The sequence below is a fragment of the Candidatus Binatia bacterium genome (genome assembly GCA_023150935.1).
GTDB lineage: Bacteria > Desulfobacterota > Binatia > HRBIN30 > HRBIN30 > JAKLJW01.
The window spans coordinates 39,945-65,980 of the sequence record JAKLJW010000007.1 but is presented as its reverse complement, the minus strand read 5'-3'; the positions used below and the strand labels follow the sequence as shown (position 1 = coordinate 65,980).

Annotated in this window: 19 protein-coding genes; 16 read left to right on the top strand and 3 right to left on the bottom strand. The window is 66.2% G+C overall.

The features are described 5' to 3' along the window. Positions 1–8 precede the first annotated feature (8 nt). The 11 genes from rpoN to L6Q96_06680 all read left to right on the top strand — a co-directional run bounded on the left by rpoN (position 9) and on the right by L6Q96_06680 (position 12,459). Positions 9–1,502, top strand: a complete 1,494-nt coding sequence (gene rpoN / locus L6Q96_06730) for an RNA polymerase factor sigma-54 (protein ID MCK6554268.1) — start codon at positions 9–11, stop codon at positions 1,500–1,502. A 20-nt stretch (positions 1,503–1,522) separates the two neighbouring features. After that, positions 1,523–2,044, top strand: a complete 522-nt coding sequence (gene raiA / locus L6Q96_06725) for a ribosome-associated translation inhibitor RaiA (protein ID MCK6554267.1) — start codon at positions 1,523–1,525, stop codon at positions 2,042–2,044. A 58-nt stretch (positions 2,045–2,102) separates the two neighbouring features. Continuing rightward, positions 2,103–2,564, top strand: coding sequence for a PTS sugar transporter subunit IIA (locus L6Q96_06720; protein MCK6554266.1), 462 nt, complete (start codon positions 2,103–2,105; stop codon positions 2,562–2,564). Between the two features lie 93 nt (positions 2,565–2,657). Next, positions 2,658–2,936, top strand: a complete 279-nt coding sequence (locus L6Q96_06715) for an HPr family phosphocarrier protein (protein ID MCK6554265.1) — start codon at positions 2,658–2,660, stop codon at positions 2,934–2,936. Between the two features lie 120 nt (positions 2,937–3,056). Continuing rightward, positions 3,057–4,277 carry a methionine adenosyltransferase gene (metK, locus tag L6Q96_06710; protein MCK6554264.1) on the top strand — a complete coding sequence of 407 codons (1,221 nt, stop codon included), beginning with the start codon at positions 3,057–3,059 and terminating at the stop codon, positions 4,275–4,277. A gap of 108 nt (positions 4,278–4,385) precedes the next feature. After that, positions 4,386–5,810: a hypothetical protein gene (locus L6Q96_06705; GenBank protein MCK6554263.1), complete on the top strand. Its 1,425-nt coding sequence runs from the start codon at positions 4,386–4,388 to the stop codon at positions 5,808–5,810. Positions 5,811–6,034: 224 nt separating this feature from the next. Then, positions 6,035–6,772, top strand: coding sequence for an ABC transporter ATP-binding protein (locus L6Q96_06700; protein ID MCK6554262.1), 738 nt, complete (start codon positions 6,035–6,037; stop codon positions 6,770–6,772). Next, on the top strand, positions 6,769–7,542 hold the full coding sequence (locus L6Q96_06695; protein MCK6554261.1) for an ABC transporter permease: 774 nt from the start codon (positions 6,769–6,771) through the stop codon (positions 7,540–7,542). The genes L6Q96_06700 and L6Q96_06695 overlap by 4 nt, the downstream gene beginning before the upstream one ends. A gap of 3 nt (positions 7,543–7,545) precedes the next feature. After that, on the top strand, positions 7,546–9,099 hold the full coding sequence (locus L6Q96_06690) for a GldG family protein (GenBank protein ID MCK6554260.1): 1,554 nt from the start codon (positions 7,546–7,548) through the stop codon (positions 9,097–9,099). Between the two features lie 48 nt (positions 9,100–9,147). Continuing rightward, positions 9,148–10,587: a DUF4340 domain-containing protein gene (locus L6Q96_06685; GenBank protein MCK6554259.1), complete on the top strand. Its 1,440-nt coding sequence runs from the start codon at positions 9,148–9,150 to the stop codon at positions 10,585–10,587. Positions 10,588–10,971: 384 nt separating this feature from the next. Next, entirely contained in the window at positions 10,972–12,459 is a 1,488-nt protein-coding gene (locus L6Q96_06680) for a helix-turn-helix domain-containing protein (protein MCK6554258.1), read from the top strand. A gap of 52 nt (positions 12,460–12,511) precedes the next feature. Here L6Q96_06680 and hisC read toward each other — a convergent pair whose 3' ends face one another. Both hisC and L6Q96_06670 read right to left on the bottom strand, forming a co-directional pair. Next, positions 12,512–13,558 carry a histidinol-phosphate transaminase gene (hisC, locus tag L6Q96_06675; protein MCK6554257.1) on the bottom strand — a complete coding sequence of 349 codons (1,047 nt, stop codon included), beginning with the start codon at positions 13,556–13,558 and terminating at the stop codon, positions 12,512–12,514. 116 nt (positions 13,559–13,674) lie between these two features. Further along, complete coding sequence (locus tag L6Q96_06670; GenBank protein MCK6554256.1) at positions 13,675–13,929, bottom strand: hypothetical protein; 255 nt, start codon at positions 13,927–13,929, stop codon at positions 13,675–13,677. Positions 13,930–14,122: 193 nt separating this feature from the next. Between L6Q96_06670 and L6Q96_06665 the strand changes: the two genes are divergently transcribed. The 3 genes from L6Q96_06665 (at position 14,123) to L6Q96_06655 (ending at position 20,771) form a co-directional block, all read left to right on the top strand. Further along, a complete protein-coding gene (locus tag L6Q96_06665; GenBank protein MCK6554255.1) occupies positions 14,123–14,911 on the top strand; it encodes a hypothetical protein in 789 nt (262 codons plus the stop codon). 160 nt (positions 14,912–15,071) lie between these two features. After that, positions 15,072–18,206 (top strand): transglycosylase domain-containing protein, encoded by a 3,135-nt coding sequence (locus L6Q96_06660; protein MCK6554254.1) that lies wholly within the window; start codon positions 15,072–15,074, stop codon positions 18,204–18,206. A gap of 117 nt (positions 18,207–18,323) precedes the next feature. Beyond that, positions 18,324–20,771, top strand: coding sequence for an MMPL family transporter (locus L6Q96_06655; protein MCK6554253.1), 2,448 nt, complete (start codon positions 18,324–18,326; stop codon positions 20,769–20,771). A 234-nt stretch (positions 20,772–21,005) separates the two neighbouring features. On the opposite strand, the gene L6Q96_06650 is transcribed toward L6Q96_06655, so the two are convergent. Continuing rightward, the gene (locus L6Q96_06650) at positions 21,006–21,662 is read right to left on the bottom strand and encodes a histidine phosphatase family protein (protein ID MCK6554252.1); all 657 of its coding nucleotides are present in this window, start codon (positions 21,660–21,662) and stop codon (positions 21,006–21,008) included. 258 nt (positions 21,663–21,920) lie between these two features. Here L6Q96_06650 and L6Q96_06645 point away from each other — a divergent pair, with 258 nt between their 5' ends. Together L6Q96_06645 and L6Q96_06640 are read left to right on the top strand one after the other, a co-directional pair. Next, on the top strand, positions 21,921–24,359 hold the full coding sequence (locus L6Q96_06645) for a PAS domain S-box protein (GenBank protein ID MCK6554251.1): 2,439 nt from the start codon (positions 21,921–21,923) through the stop codon (positions 24,357–24,359). 80 nt (positions 24,360–24,439) lie between these two features. After that, positions 24,440–25,981 carry an AMP-binding protein gene (locus L6Q96_06640; protein MCK6554250.1) on the top strand — a complete coding sequence of 514 codons (1,542 nt, stop codon included), beginning with the start codon at positions 24,440–24,442 and terminating at the stop codon, positions 25,979–25,981. Positions 25,982–26,036: the final 55 nt, after the last annotated feature.

Sequence of the window (26,036 nt, the reverse complement as noted above, 5' to 3'; positions counted from 1 at the left end):
CGACGATCATGGCTGCCGAACAACGAATGTCGCTGACGCAGCGGGTCGGGCTGCAAACGCAGCTCATCATGACGCCGCAGCTGCGCCAGGCAATCAAGATATTGCAGGTGTCGCGCGCCGAGCTCGAGACCCTGATCGACGAGGAGCTGAAGGAGAACCCAATCCTCGAAGAGGGCCTCGACACCATCGAAGAAACGCCCGCCCCGCGCGTCGACACCGCGCCGGAAGCCGACGGAACACCGGCCGACGAATGGCCGGCAGAGTTGCCGCAACGCGATACGACCAGCGAGCTCCAGGTCGACGCGGGCAACATGCGCGAGATCGACTGGAAGGACTATCTCGAGAATTACAGCAACGACTTTCATGGTGCGACCGCGGCGGCGGCCGATTACGACGAGGACAAGCGCCCCGCGCTCGAGAACGTCCTGACACGCGCAACGTCGCTCACCGAACATCTCACCTGGCAATTACGCATGTCCGGCCTCTCGCCGCAGGAAGAAGCCGCCGCTGCCATCATGATCGGCAACCTCGACGGCGACGGCTACCTGCAGGTGCCTATCGAAGACATCGCCTTTCAGACCGGCGAGGAATACGATGTGGTCGAACGGGTGCTAACGCGCATCCAGGAACTCGACCCGCCCGGGGTCGGCGCACGCGATCTGCGCGAGTGCCTGTTGATACAGCTCCGCGCGCGCGGCGAGGGCGACTCGCTGGCGGTGCGCATAGTGCGCGACGCCCTGCCGCTGCTGGAAACGAAACGCTACGATCGGATTGCCAGGGAGCTGGGCGCGACCATCGAGGAGGTCGTCGCCGCGGCCCACGAGATCGCGGCTCTCGAACCCAAGCCGGGCCGCAACTTCGGCGACGGCGATATCCGCTACATCACGCCCGACGTCTTCGTGCAGAAGGTCGGGGACGAGTGGGTGGTCACCCTCAACGACGAAGGCCTTCCCCGACTGCGCGTCAGCCAGTTCTACCGGCGCGTGCTTACCGAGGCACCGCAGACCGACGCGAAGCGTTACATTCAGGAGAAGATGCGGGCCGCACAGTGGCTCATCAAGAGCATCCAGCAGCGCCAACGCACGCTGTTCCTCGTCACGTCGAGTATCGTTCGGTTTCAACGCGAGTTCTTCGACTACGGCATCAGCCAACTCAAACCGCTGGTCCTGAAGGACGTCGCAATGGATATCGAGATGCACGAGTCGACCGTCAGTCGCGCCACCGCCAACAAGTACGTTCATACGCCGCAGGGCACCTACGAACTCAAGTTTTTCTTTACGTCGAGTTTGCAGTGTGCCGACGGCGACGAGGTGTCGGCGGAGAGCGTCAAGGATCGCATCCGCGCCATCATCAGTCAGGAAAAGCCCGAGAAGCCCTATAGCGATCAGGAGATCGCCAAGATGCTCAGTGCCGAGCGTGTCGAGATCGCCCGCCGCACCGTGGCCAAGTATCGCGAGATGATGGGCGTCCTGCCGTCGTCGAAACGGCGGCGGGCCTTCTGAGCGGTGGCGGGGAGTTCTGCATGCACGTGATGGTGACCTTTCGACACGTCGACCCGAGCGACGGCCTGCGCCGGCACGCCGAAGCGAAGCTGCGCCGCGTGGGGAAACTGCTGCGCGGAGCCGCCGAGGCACACGTGATACTGTCGGTCGTGAAGCGGCGCCATGTTGCCGAAGTGCAGGTGTCGGCCGATCATGTGAACACGACCGCGACGGAAGAGACGGACGATCTGTACTCGGCGATCGATCTCGCCGTCGACAAACTGGTGCGGCAGGTGAAGCGCCGCGCCGAGAAGATCCGTGAACGCAAAGGGGCTGGCACGCGGCCCCGCGCTACCCCAGCCGCCGGGCCGTCGCCGCGTCCGGCCGGTATCCGCACCCAGCGCGTTGCGGTGAAACCCATGTCAATCGAAGAAGCCGTGCTCCAGTTCGGTCGTGCCAACCGGGACTTCCTGTTGTTCCGAAATGCCAGCACCGACGCCGTGAGTTTGCTCTACCGCCGCAAGGACGGCGGTTTCGGCCTGCTGGTGCCGGAGTTGTCGTGATCTGCGCACGACCCGCGCCCGGGGCCGCGGCCAGCGCGACCCGGGGGACCGTATCGCCATGAAACTGACGGAAATCCTGCCGGAATCCCTGGTCGTCGCGGAGCTGCAAGGAGTCGACAAGAGCGCCGTGCTCGGCGAACTCTGCGAGCACGTCGCGACCGCGTATCCACAGATCGACGCTACGCAGTTGAACGCGGTCCTTTGGGAGCGCGAGCGTCTCGGCAGCACTGCAATCGGGGACGGTACCGCCATACCACACGGCAAGCTCGGGGGGCTTTCCACCGTGCTGGCCGCGTTCGGCAGACATCGTGGCGGCGTCGATTTTCAGTCCCTCGACGGCAAGCCGACGCGCTTGATCTTTGTCCTGGTCGCGCCGGAGGATTCGGTCGGGCAGCACCTCAAGGCCCTGGCGCGGGTGTCCCGGTTGCTGAAGGACCCGGGCTTTCGAGAGCGGTTGCTGGCGGCGCCGAATCGAGAAGAACTGTATCGCATCATTCGGGAAGAGGACGACAAGTACTGAGTACCGCAGGGACGCCCTCGCCCCCGACGCCCGCGCGGGGCCCCGGTTGTCGCCGCGGATGCGGTGGACAGCCTGGCCGGGCTCGATGCAGCGATGAATAACGAGAGCATCTCGAAGCGCCTCGAAGTCAAGAACAAGCTCGGGCTCCATGCCCGTGCGGCGGCGCAGGTGGTGCAGGCAGTGCTCCCGTTCGAGGCCGCGGTCGAGCTGTCTAGGGACGGCACGACCGTCGACGGACGCAGCATCCTCGGAGTCATGAGCCTTGGCGCCGATATCGGTACCTGGCTCGACGTCACCTGCTCGGGCCCCGACGCCGCCGCGGCCCTGGCCGCCGTTGAAGCCCTGTTCGAACAGAAGTTTAACGAGGATTGACGGCCTTGCTTGAGCGCTCGCGCTTGTACTATTTCTGGTTCGCGGTACGTGATCAGGCGGGCGCCAGCAAACACCCGAACGCCGTTAACGCATCGGCTACCCCACAGCGGAGGAGCACACATGGCATTGAAGGATTTCCTGTTTACCTCGGAATCCGTTTCCGAGGGACACCCGGACAAGATGTGCGATCAGATTTCGGACGCCGTCCTCGACGCCTTGCTGGCGATCGACCCCGATAGCCGCGTCGCCTGCGAGAGCCTAACGAAAACCGGCATGGTGGTGGTTGCGGGCGAGATTACCACCAGGGCCCAGGTTTCGTATCCAGAAATCGTCCGCGGGACGATTCGCGAGATCGGTTACACGTCCTCGGACGTCGGCTTCGATGCCGACACCTGCGCGGTCCTCACCGCCATCGACCGGCAATCGCCGGACATTTCCCAGGGCGTAACCGAGGGCGAAGGACTCCACAAGGAGCAGGGCGCCGGCGATCAGGGCCTGATGTTCGGGTTTGCGTGCGACGAGACGCCGGAGCTGATGCCGATGCCGATCACGCTCGCTCATCACCTGGTCGCTCACCTCGCCGCAGTGCGCAAGGCGGGGCGGTACGGGTTCCTGCGGCCCGATGCCAAATCGCAGGTGACCGTAGAGTACCGTAACGGGCGACCGCATCGCATCGACGCGGTCGTGGTGTCGACCCAGCACAGCCACGATGTCGACCATGCCACCCTTACCGAGGTCGTAACCGAGGAGGTCATCCGCAAGGTGCTCCCGGCGCAGTATCTCGACGCGAAGACCAAGTACTTCGTGAACCCCACCGGCCGTTTCGTGGTTGGCGGTCCGGTCGGCGACTGCGGCCTGACCGGACGCAAGATCATCGTCGACACTTACGGGGGCTATGGCCGTCACGGCGGCGGCGCGTTCTCGGGCAAGGATCCGAGCAAGGTCGACCGCAGCGCGGCGTACGTGGCGCGCTATGTTGCGAAGAACATCGTCGCCGCCGGCCTCGCCCAACGCTGCGAAGTCCAGCTCGCCTACGCCATTGGTGTTGCCGAGCCCATGTCGGTGCTGGTGGACACTTTCGACACCGGTGTCGAGTCCAACGAACGCATCGCCGCCCTGGTGCGCGAGCACTTCGAACTCAAGCCGGCAGGTATCATTCGGTCGCTCGACCTGAAACGCCCCATCTATCGCCGTACCGCCGCCTATGGCCACTTCGGCCGCGTAGCGGAAGACGGCTACTTCACCTGGGAGAGAACCGATCGCGCCGACGATTTGCGCCGGGCTCTCGGGGCGAGCGCGCGTTCCGCGCCGCGACGCGCCGGAGCGACGGCGTCGGCCTGACGACGTGCGGCGTGGCGGATGACGGCGCCGCCGGCCCGCTCCGCACGTCCAGCAAGACCCGGGTGACCACGGCAGCGCCCGGCTCGGCGTGTGCCTGCCGGAGGATGCGTGACCCGGTCATTTTCAGCGCTCAGCAGCCGCGATCGGGCGGAGGCCATCCTGGACCGCGGGACCTTCGTGCCCGTGATCTCGGTGTCGCCGGAGATGCCGTTCGTTCTCGGCTATGGATACATCGGCGGCGTTCGCGTCGGGTTAGCCCTGAGCGACGGCCATGTCCGCGGCGGCACGATCGGCGTGCGCGAGGCCAGCGTGATCGCCGGCCTGGCGCGCGGCCTCACCGGGGGGGCCGGGCGGCGTCGCCGCGGCCTGCCGCCGGTGCCCCTGATAATCGGTTTCGACACCGGCGGCGTGCGCGTGCAGGAGGGGCCCCGGGCACTGGCCGCGGCGTCGGCCCTCGGCGTGGCACTGGCCCGCATGACCCTGCTGGGCGTGCGCCTGGCTGCCGTGATCAGCGGACCCCGCGGCTGTTTCGGTGCCCCGTCGGTGATGGCCGCCTTGCCGGAAAGGGTGATCATGACCGCGGGTGCGCACTGGGGCCTGACGGGCCCCAGGCTGTTGCGCCAGGTTGCCGGGGAGGGGGCGCACGACGCCTTCGAGGCTACCTCGGCGGCGGTCCGATTGGCCAACGGCGACGCACATGCCGTCGTGTCTGACGATCCCACCGGGGTTCGCGAGGCCCTGCTCGACTTCGTCAGCACGGCGGTCGCCGAGGCGGAGGTGCCGGCGCTGGAGGAGCGCATCGCCACGAGTGCGCAGATCGCTGCCCGGCTGGAGCGTCGCTTCCACCGTGCGGCGAGCCGCTCGCAGTGGCATACGGCGGGTCCGCAGAGGCGGCGGCGCAGGGAGCTGTTGCGCTATTCGTTCCGCGGGCAATGGGAGCCGTCGGGTCCGCCGCGCCATCACGGATTGCTGCAGGCGGCGCACGGCACGCTGACCGGATTTCCGGCCACCGCCCTGATTGTCGGTCCCGAAGAAAGCCGCGGTGGTGGTGTCGGCATCGAGGAAGTGGCGCTGGCAACCGAGATGATTCACCAGAGTGTCGCCCGGGCGGGTGTGCGCCGGGGCGCGATTGTGAACGTGTTGCTGTGCCAGGGCCACGCCATCGATCCGACTCAGGAGCGTTTCGGCCTGCCGCGGGTCTTGGCCGAATGTCTGCGCGCCTCGGTGGCCGCGCGCCTCTGCGGTCATCCGCTCCTCAGCGTCCTCGGCGGCGGCACGTACGGCGCCGTCTATCTCGCCCTGGCCGCGCCGAGCCACCGCATCCTGGCACTGCGCGGTACGTCGGTGGCGCCGATGGCGCCGCGGGTATTGCGAGCCTTTCAGGGCCTGAAGGGCGCGACCGACGAGGCGGACGCCGCGCGCCAGCTTGCGGCCCTCATTCCCGAGGTGCATACCGTGGCCAGCGTCATCCGCCTGCCGCGGGTGCTGCAGGCCGAGTTGACCGAACTGATGAGTTCAGTCCAGACGGAGTAACTCAGCGCGGGCTGCCGCCCGGAGCGCCGCGGTAATTGCCGCCAGCTCGTCGGCCAGGCCAAACCTGCGGCCGTGACCCGACGCAGGCCGACGTCCACCGGGAGGATTTCGGGTGGATCCGACCAGGGGGCGCCGAAATCGTTGACAAGGCTGGAAGCTGTGGCTAAGTACGCGCGCATTCGCGCGAGCGGGGGGCGCACTGTGCCATGGCGGGTTGAAGTGGGATGATTGAAGTTCGCAACCTCACCAAGCGGTTTGGAGACATTGTCGCCATCGACGACGTCAGTTTCACCGCTGCCAAAGGCCAGATTCTCGGATTCCTCGGGCCCAATGGGGCCGGCAAGACCACCACGATGCGGATCATCACCGGCTTCATGCCGGCGACCGCGGGCACCGTTAGCGTGGCGGGCTTCGACATCTTCGAGGAGTCCTACGAGGTACGAAAACGCATCGGCTACCTGCCGGAGAATCCGCCTCTTTACGGCGATATGACCACCGAGAGCTACTTGCGGTTCGTCGGCCGCATCAAGGGGGTCGCCAAGTCGGAACTCGGGGATGCGGTCGACCGGGTTCTGCAACGGTGCGGGCTCACGGAGGTGACCGGACGCCTGCTCGGACACCTGTCGAAGGGATTTCGTCAGCGCGTGGGCCTGGCCCAGGCACTGATACACGAGCCCAGCGTGCTCGTGCTCGATGAGCCGACGATCGGCCTCGACCCTCGCCAGATTCGGGAGATTCGCACGTTGATACGCGAGCTGTCCGGCGAACGCACGGTGATCCTCTCGACGCACATCCTGCCCGAGGTCGCGCAGCTCTGCGAGAAAGTCGTCATCATCAGCGATGGGCGTATCGCGGTCGAGGGGCTGCTGGCCGATTTGACGCGCGACCGGACGCTGGAAGACGTGTTCATGCGCTACATCTCGACCGAAGGCGCGACCGCGGCGGTGGGGGGGGCGGCGTGAAGAACGCATTCGTCATCGCCGGCAAGGAACTGCGATCGTACTTCGTGTCGCCGATCGCATACGTGGTGCTCACCGGATTTCTGCTGCTCGGCGGCTGGTTCTTCTTCAACCTCGTGGCACGGTTCGATTTCCTGCTGTCGATTTACTCCGCAATGCGCAACCCCGAGGCGCAGGCGCGGTTGAACTTGAACGACTTCGTCATCGCTCCGCTGCTGCACAATCTGTCCGTCATACTCGTCATTCTCACGCCGGTGATCACCATGCGCAGCTTCGCCGAGGAGAAGCGGGCCGGGACGTACGAGCTGTTGATGACCTCGCCGCTCTCGGTAACCGAGATAGTCCTCGGCAAGTTCCTCGGTGTGCTCGGATTCCTCGTCGTCATGTTGGGGCTGACCGCGGTGTATCCGGCAATTCTGCTGGCTTACGGGAATCCCGAGGTGGGTATCATGGCGTCGGGCTATCTCGGTCTGTTCCTGCTTGCCGTGAGCTTCGCGTGCGTCGGTCTCCTGACCTCCGCCTTCACGGACAACCAGATCGTCGCCGCGGTAAGCTGCCTCGTCATCCTGCTCCTCCTCTACGTGATCTCGTGGCCCGCCGACACGGCCGGCGGCATGCTCGGTCCGCTGCTGAAATACCTGTCGCTGACGGAGCACTTCGCGGAGATGGTCCGCGGCGTGATCCGGCTGCAGGACCTCGTGTACTTCGGAAGCGTAATCGTCCTGGCGCTCTTCGTGACGCAGCGGGCGGTCGAGTCGGTGCGCTGGAGGTAGACGGTGCGGCGCAACAGCTCTCTTCTCGGGCTCATCGGGGTCGTCCTGCTCCTGTTTGCCGCCGTCGCCGCGGTCATCACCAGGGCGCGGACGAATGTCGATCTTTTCTACATTGCCATCAACGGCCTGGTCGGCCTGTTCGGCGTCGTGGCGTATCTCAGCTCCGGCGTCCAGCAGGTCCGCGACGCCGTCACGCAACGCTCCACTAAGTACGGCGCCAACGCCCTGGCGATGTCGGTGGTGTTCCTCGGCGTCCTCGCGGTGGTGAACTACCTGGTGGCGGGCAACGACCGCCGCTTCGACCTTACCGAACAGAGCGCCTTCAGCCTGTCACCGCAGTCGTCGAGCGTGGTCAAAGGTCTCACCCAGCCGCTCGAAGTGCAGGCGTTCGTGGAGGGCGGCCTGAATCCGGAGCTGTCCGACTTGCTCGCCCTTTACGGGCGCGAATCCAAGGAGTTCAAATACGAACTCATCGACCCCGATAAACAACCGGAGCTGGCCGAGCGTTATCAGATCAAGACCTACAATACGATCCGTTTCCAGTACGGCAACGAGTCGACGACGATCGCGCAGCCGACCGAAGAGAACATCACCAACGCGATCATCAAGGTGACGCGAACGTCGCAGAAGACGATTTGTTTTGTCGAGGGCCACGGCGAGCCCGACATCGACGACGTGCAAAGCCCGACCGGCCTGGCGAGTTTCCGCCAGGCGCTGGCCAACGAGAACTACGCCGTGCAGAAGGTGCTGCTGGCGTCCGTGGCGAGCGTGCCGGCGGAGTGTACCGTGACGGTCGCGATCGGGACCGAGAAGCCCTACCTCGAGAGCGAACTCACGGCGGTTCGCGGCTATCTCGACGGTGGTGGGCGAGTGTTGTTCCTGTTGCCGCCGCGCAAGGGCAACGAGCTGGTGCCGCTGCTGGCGGAGCTCGGCGTGCAGGTCGGTAACGATGTCGTTGTCGATCAGGTGGTGAGGTTGTTCCAGGGCCCGGCCCTCGGGCTGGCGCCCCTGGTGAACACGTACGGCCCGCACGAGATCACCCGGGACTTCAAGCAGCGCACGGTATTCCCCATGGCCCGTTCGGTGCGCGCCGGCGCCGACGGCAAGGCCGGCATCGCCGCCACTGAGCTGGTGAAGACGAGCCCCAATAGTTGGGCGGAAAGCGATCTGGCGGCACTGTTCGAGCGCAGCTCCGCCGGCCTGGACCCCAGCGCGGACACCAAGGGTCCGGTGGCGGTTGCAACCGTGGTCGATCTCGACCTGAAAACCCTGGGCAAGAAGACTGATGGGACGGCACGTCTGGCCGTGTACGGCAGTGCCGAGTTCGCGAGCAGCCGGGAACTCGAGGGTACGTACTACAACCGCGACCTCCTGCTGAATACCGTCGGTTGGCTGGTCGGTCAGAGCGACCTGGTGTCGGTGCGACCGCGGGGCGTGCGGGCCTCCCGCGTGCAGTTCACGGCCGATCAGTACACGGTGATCTTCTACCTTTCAGTGCTTTTCCTGCCGCAGGTGCTGCTCCTGGTGGGCCTCGCGGTGTGGTGGCGGCGCGAGTAGACGCGCGCGTCGCGCGGCTGCCCGTCTGACTCCGGAGGGCGTAGCACCATGCGGTTTCGGACCACGCTCATCCTCGCGGCGATTTTCGCCGGTTTGCTCGCGTATGTGTTCCTCGTGGAAGAACCCAGACGGGTCGAGGAAAGCAAGAAGAAGACCCTCCTTACGGTGCAGAGCGACGACGTTACCGGCGTGACGCTAAAGTTCGCCGATCGCGAGATCGTTCTGCAGAAGGTCGACGGAAGCTGGCGGATGGTGGCGCCCGTCGAGGCGCCGGCCGATAGTGTGGCGGTCACCAACCTCGTGAACGCCGCAGTGCAGGCTGAGGTAACCAAGGACCTTGGCGATGCCGGCGGCAAACTGGCGCAGTACGGTCTCGACGCGCCCCTGGTTACGGTCACCCTGAAGGCCGGGGACAAGACGCTGCCGGCGGTACTGGTGGGCAAGACCACGCCGATCGGCGCCGGGGCTTACGCCAAGCTCGCCGACATGCCCAATGTAGTACTCACCAGCGGCGCCCTGCGGGCCGGCATGGACAAGCAGGTGAAAGACCTGCGCGACAAAACGATCCTTACGTTCGGCGACCCCGAGCTGCGCCAGGTCGAGCTGCAGGGCGAGGGCAAGGATATCGTGCTGACGCAGGAGGACGGCAACTGGCGTATCGAGAAGCCGCGGGCAATGGCCGCCGATGCGGCCACAGTGCGCAGTTTCCTGTCGAGCCTCCGCTCCCTGCGCGCCGTCGACTTTCCCGCCGACCAGCCAACCGATCTCGCCGCCTTCGGTCTCGACAAGCCGAGGTTGCGGATCACGTTGCGCATCGGGGAAGAGGGGGCCGAGAAGACCCTGCTCGTCGGCTCGACCAACGACAAGAAGGAGATGTACGTGCAGCGCGCCGGTCAGCCGGCCGTGTATGCCGTGAGCGACTGGGGCTACCGCGATCTCGACAAATCGGCGGACGATTTCCGCGACAAGACCATCATCGCGTTCCTGCCTGCCGACGTCAGGGGACTCGCGGTGATCGGTCCCGACGGAACGGCGAAGTTGACTCGTGGCGACGGTAACGAGTGGCGGCTGGACGGCTCTGCAGACAAGGTTTCGGCGGCGGCTGTGACCCAGTATCTCGACGAGGTCCGTGAGGTGAAGGGGTTCTCGGTGGCCGCAGACGGGCCGACGGACCTTGCCGCCCTGGGGTTGAATCCGCCCGCGCTTACGATCGCTCTCACCGGCGAGGGGGTCAAGCCGCTGGGTACTCTGCTGATCGGTACCCGACAGACGGCCGCGGGGCCGCCCGAGCACACGGCGATGGCCGGAGACGGTCAGACGGCGTTCGTAGTCCGCGACTATCTGGTGAAGCGCCTCTTCAAGAAGCCCGATGCATTTCTGGAGAAGCCGACCGCGGGGCCGGGCACGCCGGCGCCGCCGGCTGCGCAGATCGGCGAGGTCGAAGACGAAGAACTGTTGATCGACGAGCCCGTCGACCCGCCGGAATAAGGGGAGCCACCCCCTCGACGACCGCGCCCCGATCGTCGGCGCCAACTCGAGGCGGCCTTAGCGATTTCTCGACGGGGAGACCGGATAGCTCGTGGGCTCTCCCGAACCGAGCCAGGTTTTCCGTTTCGTATTTCCTCTTTCCGGATCGAAAGCCGCCCGTTCGCGTCGGGTAGACGCCGCGCAGAGTTGGTCGAGACGTGCCTCCGAACTCGGTTCGGCACATGAATAGTGGAGCGGAAGTCCGACGCGCCATCGAGGGGGATTTCTAACGACAGCATGCCGGTGTCGCCAGACGCCCAACCGTTGGGTCAGAGGTCGGGTGGTAAAGCATATGCAGGGCCGAATCTGGCGAGTATTGCCGGCGTGGTGCGGTAATATGTGCCCATGCTGGTCGATCGAGAGGCGTGCTACCGGGCACTGCGGACGCGCGATGCGCGTTTCGACGGTCGCTTCTTCACCGGGGTGCGGAGTACCGGTGTGTACTGCCGGCCGGTGTGTCCGGCGCGCACCCCGAAGTTGGACAACTGCGTCTTCCTGCCCAGCGCCGCCGCGGCTCAGCGCGCAGGGTTCCGACCGTGCCTGCGGTGCCGCCCCGAGGTGTCGCCCGACCTCGTAGTCTGGCGGGGAACGCTCAACACGATTTCGCGGGCCCTGCGCCTGATTGCCGACGGGGCGCTCGACGACGCCAACGTCGACCAGTTGGCAGGGCGCATCGGCGTCGGGGCGCGGCATCTGCGCCGCCTGTTCGAACGACACGTCGGCGCTTCGCCAGGTGCCGTCGCTCGCACCCGGCGGCTGCTTTTTGCCAAGCGTTTGCTCGACGAAACTGCCTTGCCGATTACCGAGGTCGCTTACGCATCCGGGTTCGCAAGCGTGCGACGCTTCAACGATGCGGTCCGCCGCACATACGGGCGGGCCCCACGCGACCTGCGGCGGTTGCGGCGCAGCGATACCGGACCGCCCGGTACGGGAGTATCGCTGGTGCTGCCGTGCGCGCCGCCATACGATTGGCCGGGGATTGCCGACTTCCTGGGCGCCCGGGCCATTCCGGGGCTCGAAGTCGTGCGCCACAACGTCTACCGGCGCACGATCGCACTCGCTGGGAAGACGGGAACCGTCGAGGTGCGCCCGGCGGGGCAGGCGCCGCACCTCGTGGCGACGATCCGCTTTCCCGATGTGGCCCTGTTGGCGCAGATCGTCGGCCGTCTGCGGCGCCTCTTCGATGTCGACGCGGACATCAACGGTATCGTCACCCACCTCCGACGGGACGCAAGGCTCGCCGGCTGCGTTCGGAGCCGACCCGGTCTGCGGGTGCCCGGGTGCTGGGACGGGTTCGAGCTGGCCATCCGTGCGGTTCTCGGTCAACAGGTCAGTGTGGCCGCGGCGACGACGCTGGCCGGGCGGCTGGTCGCACGGTACGGAACGCCGCTGCATGCGGACGGAGTGTCGCCGGAGGACCCCGAATTGCGGTTCGTGTTTCCGACGCCGGCCGCGCTCGCGGCGGCAGACCTTACGGGGATCGGCCTGCCACGGTCGCGGGCGGCGGCGATTACCGCGTTCTCCCGCGCCGTGACCGCCGAGCCCGCACTCCTTCGGGAGGCCCAGAACCTCGACCACGCGATCGACCGGTTGAGTGCGCTTCCGGGGATCGGCGAATGGACTGCGCAGTACATCGCCATGCGCGCGCTCCGCGAACCCGATGCGTTCCCCGCGAGCGACCTCGGGCTGCGCCGCGCCGCGGCTACAAACGGGCAGAGCCCGACAGCATGCCAACTTCGCGACGTCGCCGAGAGCTGGCGCCCCTGGCGGTCCTATGCGGCGATGCACTTGTGGGTCGGGGGCGGGGACCCGGGCCGGGGGGCCGACAGATGAGGGTTGCGGGGTAAGGACAGATGGAACTTTGAACCGACCGTGGCGCCGGGGTTCACATGATACGCCGCAGTGCCGCCAGCAGCGCATCGGTTTCTTCGTCTGTGCCCACGCTGATGCGCAGCGCGTCGCGCAGTTCGGGTACGGGAAAGAAGCGGACAAGAATTCCGTGCTCCTTGAGCGCGCGATACGTGCGCTCCTGGTCGGTTCCCGGCCGCCGCGCCAGGACGAAGTTGGCCTGACTCGGCAGCACCAGGAAGCCGAGGTCTGCGAGCGCGGCACTCAGGCGGGCCCGCGTGGCCCGGATACGGGCGACGTTGGCTTCCATCCACGCGTAGTCCTCGAGCGCGGCCGTGGCGGCAACGATGCTGAGGCGGTTGACGTTGTAAGAGTCCTTCACCTTGGCGAACTCGCGGATCAGACCGGGCGACCCGAACGCCAGGCCGATGCGCATGCCGGCCAGAGAGAAGGACTTCGAGAAGGTACGCAGCACCACGACGTTGTCGTGGCTCTTCGTTAGCGCCAACGCCGATTCGTCCGCGAAGTCGACGTAGGCTTCGTCGACGACGAGCAGGCCCCGTATCTGTGCGGCCAGGTCGCGGATCGCCGCCATCGGCGCGGCAGTACCGGAAGGCGAGTTGGGGTTACAGAGGAAGGTGACCCGCCCGCCCGCGGCCGCCAGGCCGGCGGGCAGAACGTAGTCGGCAGCGTAGGGCAGGTGGACCGGCCGGCCGCCCTGAATCGTTACCAGAGTGTCGTACAGGCTGTAGGTCGGAAACGGGTAAGCCACGAGGTCGCCGGAATCGACACAGGCGCGAATAATCAAGTTGAGCAGTTCGTCGGAGCCGTTGCCGACGAGAAGGCCGTCGCGCTCGCAACCGTACACGGCCGCCGCACGGTCGCGCAGCGCATTGGCAACCGGATCGGGATAGCGGCGCAGGTCGTCGCCGGCCGCCGCCCGGATCGCGGCGACAACACGCGGTGAAGGCGGGTAGGGGTTCTCGTTCGTGTTCAGCTTGATGTAACCGCGGTCCTGCGGCTGTTCCCCGGGTACGTAAGGGTCCATTGCCGCTACCGCGGGGCGAATCCAATCGAACGTCATGATGGACGGGTCGTAGCAAATCGCCGGCCCCGGCGAAACGAGATCGCGGCGATACGGGGCGCCTTCAGGTGCGCCACAATTCCACGCATGTCGACGGAAGCAACACTCCTTTGCGGCTAGCTCCGGGAGCGCAGATGGGCGACGATTCTCTCTCTCGTGGCGGCTGCGAAGTCGTTACCGTAGGTTCGCAGGAACAGCCCCTCCCGCATTGCGCACGAGCGGTCCGTGCAGGTGGAATCGCCGAGCCCTGCGCAGGCGAACGCACGGGCGGCGTCGAACATGCTACAGCCCATGCGGAGTCGCTCCTCGCCGGAGCGCTGCATCAGGAGCGTGCGTACGCGCGTTTCCCATGTCGCGGTCGGGGCGGTCACCGTCGTGCCTCCTGTTCGCGCATGACCGGCGATTTCGACGCCAGCCCTCCGGCGCGTGTCAAAGCGATCGAGAGTTCTCCACGACCGCAGTTGGCGCGGTGAGCCTGTGCACCGGGGTAAAGTTGCCCGACGTGCGCTTGCGATGACGGCCGCCGCGTTGCACGGGGCTCCGGGACGCGGCAGAATTTCACGTATGTCGACCGAGGCGCTGTTGGGTTTGGAGGCGGCGATGGCTGAGCTGGGAACCCTATATGTGGCGGCTCGGAGCTTCACTCCGCTCGCCGGGGCCGCGGAGACCGAGCTGTTGCCACGCATAACTGCCCTCGGGTCGAGAATTCGCCGTTGGGTCCGCGACGGGGCGCTGGACGGCACGAAGGTCGACGCCGCTTCGCTCGAGGTGCTGAGCCTGCGGGCGGAATGGAATGCGCGATTGGAGGCGATGCGCGTCTCGGTCGATTATGCGGCGGCAAGGGCCGCTGTAGCCGCGGATCGGCAACGCGAGCTCGCGGTGGCGATTCCCCGAGTGCTGACAGGTTTGCGGCCGGCGATGCCGCCCCCGCCACTGTTCGTGCCGGTGTCGATAGCGAGCGGCCGGCGGCAGCCCGGGACGAGTCCTTTTCTGGCACCTGACGCCGCCGCGGAGCGGATCTCGTACCTGCTGCGCGACGGTATCTCGGCGAGTGCCGAGCCCGCCGCCGCTCAGGCGGCCGACTTGCCGAGCGTCACCTGCGCGGACGATCCGGCGGCTCTGGACACGCCGGTGGCGGTGCGCGTCGACTGCGCGGCGCTGCGGGCGATGGTGTTCGCGGTCGGGGAGTCGTCCACGTACCGCATATTCACATCGCGGCCGCTTACGGCCGGGCAGGTGTGGCTGGCGAGCGGGGCCGCGGACGCCTGGTGGGAGGTCTATGAGATGCCGTACGAATCGTTCCGAGACGCGCTGCGAAAGGAGCTCGCCGCGCGCGGCATCGTTGTGAGTTAGGAACTGCCGGCGCGCTGAACCGGGCGTGGATCGCTGCTTTCGAACGGGTGGCGGAGGCGTTATGCTTGTGAGGGTTGCATAGCGGACGGGTCACCATGAAATCGCGCGCTTGGCGAACCGGTGTGAGAGGTGGCTTCATGGTTGTGCAGGGTTGGCTTCCGTGTTGACCACGGCACCCCTGGCGCTGGGAGTCACCGCGCCGCCGCCGCTGGCGTGGCGGGCTCTCAGACGGCTGGCGCGCCTGACCGCCGGTGTAATGCAACTCTGCGCCGGCCTGCTTGCCGGCGGTGCTCTGGTCTACGAAGCCGAGACATCGGCGCTACAGGCGCGCCTGTTTGCCGCTTATGCGGCGCGCCTCTCCTATACCACCGACCCGGGTCCGAGTCCGCTGATCGCTTTTCCGCGCGACGGACCCTTCGACGAACAGCGGGGCTACTCCCGTATCCCACGGTTCCAGGCCCGCCTCGAGGATGCCGGTTTCCGGATCGCCGCGCAGGCCAGAGTTTCCGAAGAGCTTGCCCAGCTCGTCAGTTGGGGTGTGCCGCCGCCATACCGTGAGCCGGCCGTGGTCGGACTGCGCATCCGCGCCGCCGGCGGTGGGCCGCTGTACGAACGCGCCCGGCAGACTGCCGTGTTCGACGGCTTCGACGACATCCCGCCGCTGCTCGTCCAGAGCCTGCTGTTCATCGAGAATCGCGAACTGCTCGACCCGCGGCACGCCCGCACCAATCCCGTTATCGAGTGGGACAGACTGGCCATGGCCGGGCTCGTGTACGCGGGCAGCAAGGTCGGTCTCCCGCTCGGCATGCAGGGTGGCAGCACGCTGGCAACTCAACTCGAGAAATATCGTCACTCGCCGCGAGGGCGGACCGACTCGCTGACCGAGAAGCTGCGGCAGGTGAGCGGTGCGACGCTGAAGGCATACCGCGATGGGGAAGACACGCGCCACCATCGCCGCCAGATCGTCCTCGACTATTTCAACACCATGCCGCTGGCGGCGGTGCCCGGGCAGGGTTCGCTGTACGGATTCGGCAACGGTCTGCGCGCCTGGTTCGGCGTCGATGTCGAAGAGGTTGCGACCGCGCTGGCACAGCCCGACGCAACGGTCGAAAAGGCGCGGGCCTACAAGCACGCCCTGGCCCTGCTCGCGGCAGTACGGGCGCCGACGACGTACCTGGTCCGGTCTCGGGAACAACTCGAACGCCGCATCGGCGACTACGTGCCTTTGCTGGTCGAGGCGGGAATCATCGATCTCGACCTCGCCGGGCTGACCCTCGTGACGCCGTTGACGTTCGTATCCGCGGCGCCGTCTCTCGGCACGGCATCGTACGTGGAGCGCAAGGCCCTGAACGGCGTGCGTACCCGACTCCTCAAGTTGCTCGATCTGCCCGGACTATATGACCTCGACCGCCTGCATCTCGAGGTCGATGCCACGGTTGACACGGCATTGCAGGCGGAAGTCGTCACCGTCTTCGGGCAGCTTGCCGACAAGCAGTTCATCGGCGCGCGCGGACTCAACGCCAGGCGCCTCCTGCAACAGTCCGATCCCTCCAAGGTCACGTATAGTCTGCTGTTGTACGAAAGGACTCCGCTCGGCAACCTGCTCAGAGTTCAGGCCGACAGCCTCGACCAGCCCTTCGATGTGAACGAGGGCCTCAAGCTCGAACTCGGCAGCACGGCCAAGTTGCGCACGCTCGCTCACTACCTCGAGTCGGTGGCGGAGTTGCACCGCGAGTTGCAGGATGCCGAGCCGGCCACTCTGGCGTTGCTGGCCGCGCGGAAGAACGACCCTTTAACGAAGTGGGTGGCCGAGACGATGCTGGCGCGGCCGGGAATCGGGCTCGAGGAGTTGCTCGAGGAAGCGCTCGAACGGCGGTACTCCGCCAGTCCCGGCGAGGTGTTCTTCACCGGCGGGGGACGTCACGTGTTCAACAACTTCGACCGGCGCGACAACGGTAAGAAGTTCACCGTGCGCGAGGCGCTGCGGCGCTCGTCGAACCTCGTGTTCATCCGCATCATGCGCGACCTCGTGCGGTATCACGAAGCGCGGCTGCCGTACGACAGCGCCGCAGTGCTGTCCCAGACCGACCACCCGGAGCGGAAACGCATGCTGGAGGCCATCGCCGACGCCGATGGACAGAAGGTTATGGCGAAGGCGTACCGTACCTATCGGGACCTCCCCCCCGAGGGACTCGTCGGCCGGCTTCTGGGAGACAAGATCCGATCGGCGCGCCACCTCGCCATCCTCTATTTCGCCTGGCACAGGGGTGGCGATGCGGGCGGACTCGCGGAATGGATGGCACGGTGGGGTGTCGCGGTGCCGCCGGCGGAGCTGCACCGGCTGGCACGTGCCTACGGCGGCCCGCGACTCTCGCTGGCGGACTTCGCTTATCTGCTCCGCCGGCATCCGCTCGAGATCTGGTGCGCAGGGCAGTTGCTGGCCGATCCCTCGGTTGGTTCGAAGGAATTGATCGAGCGGAGTGCGGCCGAACGGCTCGCGGCCTCGTCCTGGCTGCTGGCGACACGGCAGCGGCGGGCGCAAGACACGCGCCTGCGAATCCGCATCGAGGAGGAAGCGTTCCAGCGCATGACGCCGTACTGGCAACGCCTCGGGTTCCCGTTCGCCCGGCTGGTGCCTTCCTACGCGACGGCGATCGGCAGTTCCGCCGATCGGCCGGCGGCGTTGGCCGAACTCATGGGGATCATCGTCAACGACGGCATGCGGCGTCCGTTGCTGCGGCTGACCGGACTGCAATTTGCGCGCGGAACGCCGTACGAGACCGTGTTCGAGCCGGACGCGGCGGTGGGCGAACGGGTCATGGAGCCGACCGTCGCGCAGGTCCTGCGGACGGCCCTCGTAGGTGTCGTCGAGGCGGGCACGGCGCGTCGGGTTGCGGGGGCGTTTGTTGGTCCGGACGGTCGTCCGCTGGTCGTGGGCGGGAAGACCGGTTCGGGCGACAACCGGGTTACGACCTTCACGCGCGGGGGCGGCGTGCGGTCGTCGCGGGCGGTGAGCCGGACGGCGACGTTTGTGTTCTTCATTGACGATCGGTACTTCGGCGTTCTCACGGCCCTGGTGCCGGGTAAAGAGGCCGGCCACTACGGGTTCACGAGCGCGCTGCCGCTGAGCGTACTGCGCCTGACGGCGCCGATGCTGAATCAACGCCTCAGACAAGGTCCGGCCGAGGGAGGACCATTGCTCCAGCATGCGCAGAACACCGCGCCGATCCCGGACGGTGTCGAGGCGGCAATGGCAAACCCGGCAGGATCCGCTCTGAAGAACGCCCGATTCTGATCCCAGGCGCGCGTTGCCACGGAAGCAGCCGCTGCCGGTTACCGGCCTGCGTTCGCCACGAGTGGCACCGCACAGTGACACGCGCAGCCAGGTGTGGTATCTGCGGGCGGTACAGTCATGTTCCCACAGCGCTGGATCGAGGGGTATCTCGCCTTTCTGCTGCGGCGCCGAAGACCGGTGTCTGTAGCGATTGGGCTGGTTACGGTCGGGTTTCTCCTGGCAACTACGACCTTGCGGTTCAACACCGATTTCCTCGACGTCTATCCGCGTCAGCATCCGTACATGCGGTTCTTCGAGCAGTTCCGTGGCATGTTCGGCAGCGCGAACATCCTGACGGTTATCCTCGAGGTACAGGCGGGGAACATCTACAACCCGGAAACCCTGCAGAAACTCGAGCGGATGACGAAATTCATCATCAATAGCCGCGGCGTCGTGCCCTACCAGGTGCGCTCGATCGCTCACCCGGCGGTGGTCACGGTCAATGCGGTTCAGGGCGGGATCGAAGCGCGGCCTGTGTTCTGGCCTCACCTTCCCCTGACGCAGGAGGATGCCGACCGCGTCCGCCTGGCGGTATATTCGAGTCCCGCGATCCGCGGCGTCTATGTCGCGCAAGATGACTCTGCAGCGGTCATCTACGCCTCGCTCTGGGAGCGGGATCTGGATTACGCTGACCTGACCCAACGCATCGCCGAGCTGCGGCGAACCGAGGAAGACGCCGGTCATCGGATCCAGGTCACCGGTCTCCCATGGCTCTACGCATCCGTGCTGCTTCACGCCCGGCATCTGTACTGGATCTTCGGCCTCACTGCGGCGACGCTCACGTTCCTTCTCTACGCCTACTTCCGCACCTGGACGGGCATCTGGGTGCCGATCGCTTCGGCCATCATGTCGACCGTGTGGGGCCTCGGCCTGGCGGCGCTGCTCGGCTTCGCCGTCGATCCACTGGTTCTCGTGATCCCGATCTTCCTGACGGCCCGGGCTCTGAGTCACTCCGTGCAATCGATGGACCGGTACCACGAGGAGTACGAACGGCTCGGCAATCGCGAGCAGGCGATCGTCGCGTCGTATTCGCACCTGTTCTCGCCCGCGATGTCGTCGATCGTGACAGATGGACTGACGCTGCTCGTCGTCGCCCTGGTGCCGATCCCGCTGGTGCAGAAAGTGGCCATCTTCGCTTCCTTCTGGATCGTCTCCATATTCGCCAGCGTCGTCACCTTGCACCCTATCGTGCTGTCGTGGATCCAGCCGCCGGAGCGTCGAGTTCTATCGGCCGCGGGTGGGTTCCGGCAAGCGACTGCGATCATGTTGGCCGCAGCGATAATTGCGGTCTGGGCCTCCGTACATGGATGGATGGGCGGCCTCGCAGCCTTCGTTATCTTGTCGCCGTGTCTTGCGTGGTACTGGCTTTCGTACAGCGAGCGCATCTACGGGCTGCTGATCGAGCTGACCATCGCAGCGACAAAGGGATCTCGCCGCTACGCCGTTGTGGTCGGAACGGTTGCCGCGGCCGTTGTCCTGCCGATCTGGGGGTGGAAGCTCGAGGTTGGCGACATGACACCCGGACAGGCGCTCTTGTTCGAGGATCATCCTTACAACGTCGCCTACGACAAGCTGAACCAGAAGTTTCTGGGTGCCACGCAACTCGTGGTTATGGCGGATGCGGGGGCGCCGAACAGGATCAAGAAGGAAGAGAGCCTGCGAGCGATCGCGGAGCTCGGTGACCACATGAGCGGCGCCGCGGGAGCAGCGGTCACCATAACGCTTGTCGACATCGTGCGGGAGATATCGCGCCTGATGCACGAGGGCGATCCCAAGTGGGCGGTGGTACCTACCGACGGATCCGAGCGCAACGTGTTCTTGTTCTCACAAGCCGCGGTAAGCGGTCGCGGCGACCTGTTCCTCGATGGAACCGGACAATACTCCGCCGTCGTAACCCTCTTTCAGGAGCACGACCACGACACTATCGAGACCGCCATCGAGTGGGCGAAGCAGTTCCGCAACGACGACGGCCTGAAGGTGCAGCTCGCCGGCGGCGTGTTCGGGGTCCTCGCCGCCGTGAACGAGGTCGTCGAGTCGTCGTACTGGCTGGCGCTCGTGGCTATCTTCGCAGTGGTCGCCGTGTGCCTGTGGTTGACCTACGGATCTTTCTCCGCGGCAACGGTCCTGCTGATCCCGGTAGTCCTTTCGCAGCTCGGCGCCGAGGCACTCATGGTGGCGCTGTCGATCGACCTCAACGTGAACTCGCTTCCGGTGGCAGCGGCGGGCGCCGGGGTCGGGGTCGACTACGGCATTTACCACTTCAGCCGGATGATCGAGGCGATGCCGCGAACTGCCAGCTTCAACGCGGCCGTTGACCATGCCACGGCGACGACCGGCAAGGCCATTCTGTTTACTGCGAGCACCATGGTCGCCGCCACGGTCTTCTGGTGGTTCTCGGGCATCAAGTTTCAGGCGGAGATGGGAGTCCTTCTGGCCCTGCTGATGGTCTTCAACACTGCCGGGGCGCTGCTGGTCGTGCCGGCTTTCGTCAAGACGTTTCACGGGCGGTTCCGGGTGTCGAACTAGTCCGTACTCTTCGTGAGCTTGACCGCGGCGCGCGCGGATCCGGGTGAACGGGGGCAGTGGGTCCGGAAGCGAGAAGCGAGAAGCGAGAAGCGGAGGGTATAGATCCCCTGTCATCAGGTCGTCCTTCGGATCCTCGACCGGGTTCTCGGACTGCCCGCAACGGCAGAAGATCAGGTGCTGCGCGCCGCACTTGAGGTCCGGCATCCGGCGCGCCGTTCGGGCAATGGACCCTGGTTAGCCACTCGTCTCTGGAACACGCCATGGGACTTCGGGCAGCCAGTTGATGACACGGACCTGCACCGGCTGGCGTCGTCCGAAGCGCACTATGCTGATCGAGCCGGGATCGACGACGAGGCGGCGGTACGCCGCCAGGGGCATGCCCAACAACTCGGCAAGCATTATGCGCAGGGGATCGCCGTGCGAGACCGCCACCACCGTGTGGGGGCCGGTAGCCGCGCGGAGCCGATCGAGAAAAGCCAGAATCCGGCTGCGAACTGAAGTCGCCGACTCGATGGCGTCGCACTCGTGCAGTGGATCGCGCCCGTAATGCGCGAGGTCGGGGTCATCGCGGAGTTCGGCGCGGGAGAGGTCCTGCCACCGCCCGAGCCACACTTCGGCGAGGGCTTCGTCGCTGGCTACGGAAAGCCCGTGCGCTTCGGCGACTATCGCCGCCGTTTCCTGCGTGCGCAACTGCGGGCTCGCCACCACTGCTCCCACCGGGCGGGCGCCGAGGGCGAGGGCGGCGGCGCGCGCCTGGACCCGGCCGCGATCGTTCATCGGAATGGGGCGGCGACCCATGAGGCGGCCGGCTTCGTTCCAGTCGGTGACGCCGTGACGCACGAGGATCAGTTCGCGCACCCCGGGGGCGGAAGCTTCCGGCGACGAAGTCACGGGAACACTTCGGGGCCGATCCGCCACCGGCGATGCGGGCAGCGACCGAGCCCACGATTGTTCGGGCGCTTCTCTAGCGCTACCTGTACCGTCCGACTCATGCGGTATTGCCTCCTTGCCGCACCGTACGGTTGCTATTACAGGAGAAGCGTAGCACCGGAGCAAGGGCGGCTGCGATTTCTCGGCGAGAAAGGCGGCGCGGGCAACGGCTTGCGACCGCTGCCGCGGATGTGCTTGAAGCAAAGAATTCGGAAGACAATGAACGGCAACGCGGTTGACGACCGGCTCAGCGCCGCACGACGGCATCTGGCGACGCTGCGCCAGCGTGCGGGGCGGGGGCGCAATCAGGCTGCCGTACTCGAAGAAGCGCTCGACGGGCTTGCCGCGGCGCTCGAAGCCTTGCGCACCAGTGAGGCGCAAACCCGGGCCATACTCGCCACGGCCGCCGACGCCATCATTACGATCGACGATCGCGGTCGCATCGAGTCGTTCAACCCGGCGGCCGCGGGGATGTTCGGTTACAGTGCCGAGGAGGCGATCGGAAAGAACGTCAGTATGCTGATGCCGTCGCCGTACCGCGAGGAGCACGACGGATACATCGCCCGCTACCTTGGTACCGGCGAGGCTCGCATCATCGGTGTCGGGCGGGAACTGACTGCCCTGCGGAAAGATGGCAGCGAGATTCCCGTGGAGGTGGCCGTGAGCCCGGTGCGCGTGGGCCGCCGGCGCTCCTTTACCGGGGTCCTGCGCGACATCAGCGCCCGCAAACGCGCTGCCAGCCGCCTGACCCTGCAGCACGCGGTGACTCAGGTGCTGGCGGGATCCGCCTCGCTGAGTGTCGCCGCGCCGATGATTTTGCGAGCGGTGTGCGAGACGATCGGGTGGCAGGTGGGCGAGTTCTGGCGCGTCGACCACAGCGCCGACCTGATTCGCCTCGATACGGTCTGGCACTCGCCGGGGCTGGCGGCGGCGGCCTTCGTGGCTTCGACGCAACAACTCGCCTTCCCGCCCGGCCGGGGATTGCCGGGCGAGGTGTGGGCCAGCGGCCAGGCGCTGTGGACGCGCGACCTCGCCGCGGCGCCGATATTCGTGCGCCAGGGAGGCGCTCGGGAACTCGGTCTCCGTGGTGCCTACGCGTTCCCTATCCGTACCGTGCAGGCGACTCTGGGGGTGATGGTGTTTTTCGGGCGGGACGCGCTGGAGCCTGCGGCGGATTGGTCCCAGACGCTCGATGCCATCGGGCGGCAGACGGGCGACTTCATCGAACGCAAACGCGCCGAAGCCGCGATGCGACGCAGCGAGGCCCGCTTCCGCAGCATTATCGCCAGTAACCCGGACGGCATCGTCGTCGTCGATCCGGACGGCATCGTGCGTTTCGTCAATCCGGCCGGCGCCCGATTGCTCGGCCGCGCCGAGAACGAACTGCTCGGGCAGCCGTTCGGTACTCCGCTGGTGAGCGGTGAAGCTACCGAGGTGGACATCGTGCGGCCGGACGGTCGTCCCGGCATCGCGGAAATGAGAGTCGTCGCCACGGAATGGGAGGGCGAGTCCGTCGGGTTCGCTTCGCTCCGCGACATCACCGACCGGCGGATTGCCGAACAGGCGTTGCGGGAGAGCGAAGCGCGCTTCAACGCGTTCATGAGCAACAGCCCGACGCCGGCGTGGATCAAGGACGCCGCGGGCCGCTACGTCTACATGAACCCTGCGCTCGAGGGATTCTTCGGCGTCGGTGCCGCCGAGTGCGTGGGTCGGACCGATTTCGACATCCTTCCTGCGTCCGTAGCCGGCGCCCTGCGCGGCAACGACGCCACGGTGCTGCGGGAGGACCGTACCATCGAGGTCGCCGAGTCGGTGCCGGGGGCCGATGGCGAAGAACACGATTTCGTCATGTTCAAGTTCCCGGTGACCGACGAGGGTGGCCGGCGTTACGTCGGTGGCATCGGACTCGACATCACTGCCCGCCGGCGCGCCGAAGCCGAGGTGCGCGACTTGCAAAAGGCGGCACAGCAGCGGGAAAGACTGGCCGATATCGGTGCCATCGCGGCGCAGATCGTGCACGACCTGGGCAACCCGCTGGCCGGGATTTCCATGCAGGCCCAACTGCTGGTGCGCCGCGCGGAACGGGACCCGTCGCAACCGCTCGAAGGCGTGCGTGCGTCGCTGGAGCGCATTCTCGGCGAGGTTCGGCGATTGGATGTCCTGATCAAGGAGTTCATGGAGTTCTCGCGCGAACAGCGACTCGACCTCCAGCCGGTCGACCTGATGCGCTTTCTTGAGGAGGTGCGCGACCTCTGGCGGCCGGTGGCGGCCGCCCGGGACATCAATCTTACCCTCGATGCCGACGATCGGCTGCCGCAGATAACCGCCGACGAGTACAAGCTCCGGCGCGTCTTCGACAACCTCGTCAAGAACGCCATCGAAGCCATCGACCGTGGCCCCGGTCGCGTCGGTATCCGCGTCGTCCACCTGGAACCCGATACCGTCCAGATCCTCGTCAGCGATACGGGACCCGGCATACCGGAAGCGGTGCAGGTGTTTCGGCTCTTCGAGACGACCAAAATGCACGGATCGGGGATCGGCCTGGCCGTCGCCAAACAGATCGTGCTGGCCCACCGTGGCAGCATAAGCTTCGGCCCGCAGCAACCGCGGGGCACAGTCTTTCGAGTCGAGCTCCCGGTGATCGGCCCGATGCCCTGAGAACCACGGCGCCGTAATCGGTGGGCTGGCACCGCGCGTGAAAGCGACCCCGACCCGCCCCGTCCAAGGAGGACTAACCCATGTATCCCGGAACGCATGCGCTGACGACTCCCGGCAAGCCCGCTTACGTCATGGCCGGCAGTGGGGAGGTCGTAACCTATCGCCAGCTCGACGAGCGCTCGAACCGTTGCGCGCATCTGTTTCGGTCTCTTGGCTTGCGCCGTGGCGACCACGTCGCGCTGTGCCTCGAGAACCACCCCCGGTTCTTCGAGATCGCCTGGGCGGCCCAACGGTCCGGACTCTACTATACGGCCGTCAGCTCTAGGCTTACCCCCGGCGAGATGGAGTACATCGTCCGCGATTGCGGGGCCAGGGTCTTTCTTACCTCGGCCCACAAACGCGAGGCGGCGGCGCAGTTGGTCGAACCGCTACGCGATATTGCGGCCCGATTCATGCTCGACGGGACCATCCCCGGGTTCTCCGCCTACGAGGAAGCGGTGACGGCGCACCCGGAGACGCCGGTGAGCGACGAGGCCGAAGGCCAGGATATGCTGTATTCCTCGGGTACGACGGGCCGTCCGAAAGGCGTCAAGCTGTCGCTTTCCGGCCGTCCCGTGGGAACGCCGAACCCCCTTTTCCATCTGGTCACCGCACTCTACGCCGCCGACGCCGACACCGTATACCTGTCGCCTGCGCCGCTTTACCACGCCGCACCGCTGCGGTTCTGCATGACCGTGCACCGCCTTGGCGGTACCACGGTCGTCATGGAGAAGTTCGATCCGGCCGAGGCGTTACGCTTGATCGAACGGCACCGTGTGACCCATAGCCAGTGGGTACCCACGATGTTCGTGCGACTGCTGAAGCTGCCCGAGGAGGAGAGGGCGCGCTACGATCTGTCGAGCCTGCGCGTGGCGATCCACGCCGCGGCCCCGTGCCCGATTCCGGTGAAGGAACAGATGATCGCGTGGTGGGGACCCGTACTGCACGAGTACTACGCCGCTACGGAGGGCAACGGTTTCACGGCGATCGACTCGACCGATTGGCTGGCGCACAAGGGCTCGGTTGGCCGCGCCCTGCTCGGCGAGGTGCGCATCGTCGGCGAAGACGGTCTGGAATTGCCGGCCGGAGAGATAGGAACGGTGTACTTCGCCAAAGGACCGCGTTTCGAATACCACAACGATCCGGAGAAGACGGCCGGCTCGCGCAATACGCAGGGTTGGTCGACACTCGGCGACATCGGCTACGTCGACGCCGACGGCTTCCTGTACCTTACCGATCGCAAGGCCAACATGATCATCTCCGGCGGCGTCAACATCTACCCGCAGGAGGCGGAGAATGTGCTGGTCACGCACCCGAAAGTTGCCGACGTGGCCGTCTTCGGCGTGCCTAACGAGGAGCTCGGCGAAGAAGTGAAGGCGGTCGTGCAGCCGATCGACATGCGCGATGCCGGTGCAGAATTGGAACGTGAGCTGATCGCCTTCTGTCAGGAGCAACTGGCGCGTTACAAATGCCCGCGTTCGATCGACTTCGAGGCGGAGTTGCCTCGCCACCCGACCGGCAAGCTCTACAAGCGGCTCCTGAGGGAGCGCTACTGGAAGGGTCACGCGACGCAGATCGTTTGACGATCGCGTGTCGGAGAACGCCGTTGCGGGCCAGAGAAAGCTCCGAGACTTTTCC

Coding starts and splice junctions, on each gene's coding strand:
- rpoN (MCK6554268.1), top strand. CDS start 9: ATGGCTGCCGAACAACGAATGTCGCTGACGCAGCGGGTCGGGCTGCAA.
- raiA (MCK6554267.1), top strand. CDS start 1,523: ATGCACGTGATGGTGACCTTTCGACACGTCGACCCGAGCGACGGCCTG.
- L6Q96_06720 (MCK6554266.1), top strand. CDS start 2,103: ATGAAACTGACGGAAATCCTGCCGGAATCCCTGGTCGTCGCGGAGCTG.
- L6Q96_06715 (MCK6554265.1), top strand. CDS start 2,658: ATGAATAACGAGAGCATCTCGAAGCGCCTCGAAGTCAAGAACAAGCTC.
- metK (MCK6554264.1), top strand. CDS start 3,057: ATGGCATTGAAGGATTTCCTGTTTACCTCGGAATCCGTTTCCGAGGGA.
- L6Q96_06700 (MCK6554262.1), top strand. CDS start 6,035: ATGATTGAAGTTCGCAACCTCACCAAGCGGTTTGGAGACATTGTCGCC.
- L6Q96_06685 (MCK6554259.1), top strand. CDS start 9,148: ATGCGGTTTCGGACCACGCTCATCCTCGCGGCGATTTTCGCCGGTTTG.
- L6Q96_06680 (MCK6554258.1), top strand. CDS start 10,972: ATGCTGGTCGATCGAGAGGCGTGCTACCGGGCACTGCGGACGCGCGAT.
- hisC (MCK6554257.1), bottom strand. CDS start 13,558: ATGACGTTCGATTGGATTCGCCCCGCGGTAGCGGCAATGGACCCTTAC.
- L6Q96_06665 (MCK6554255.1), top strand. CDS start 14,123: ATGTCGACCGAGGCGCTGTTGGGTTTGGAGGCGGCGATGGCTGAGCTG.
- L6Q96_06655 (MCK6554253.1), top strand. CDS start 18,324: ATGTTCCCACAGCGCTGGATCGAGGGGTATCTCGCCTTTCTGCTGCGG.
- L6Q96_06645 (MCK6554251.1), top strand. CDS start 21,921: ATGAACGGCAACGCGGTTGACGACCGGCTCAGCGCCGCACGACGGCAT.
- L6Q96_06640 (MCK6554250.1), top strand. CDS start 24,440: ATGTATCCCGGAACGCATGCGCTGACGACTCCCGGCAAGCCCGCTTAC.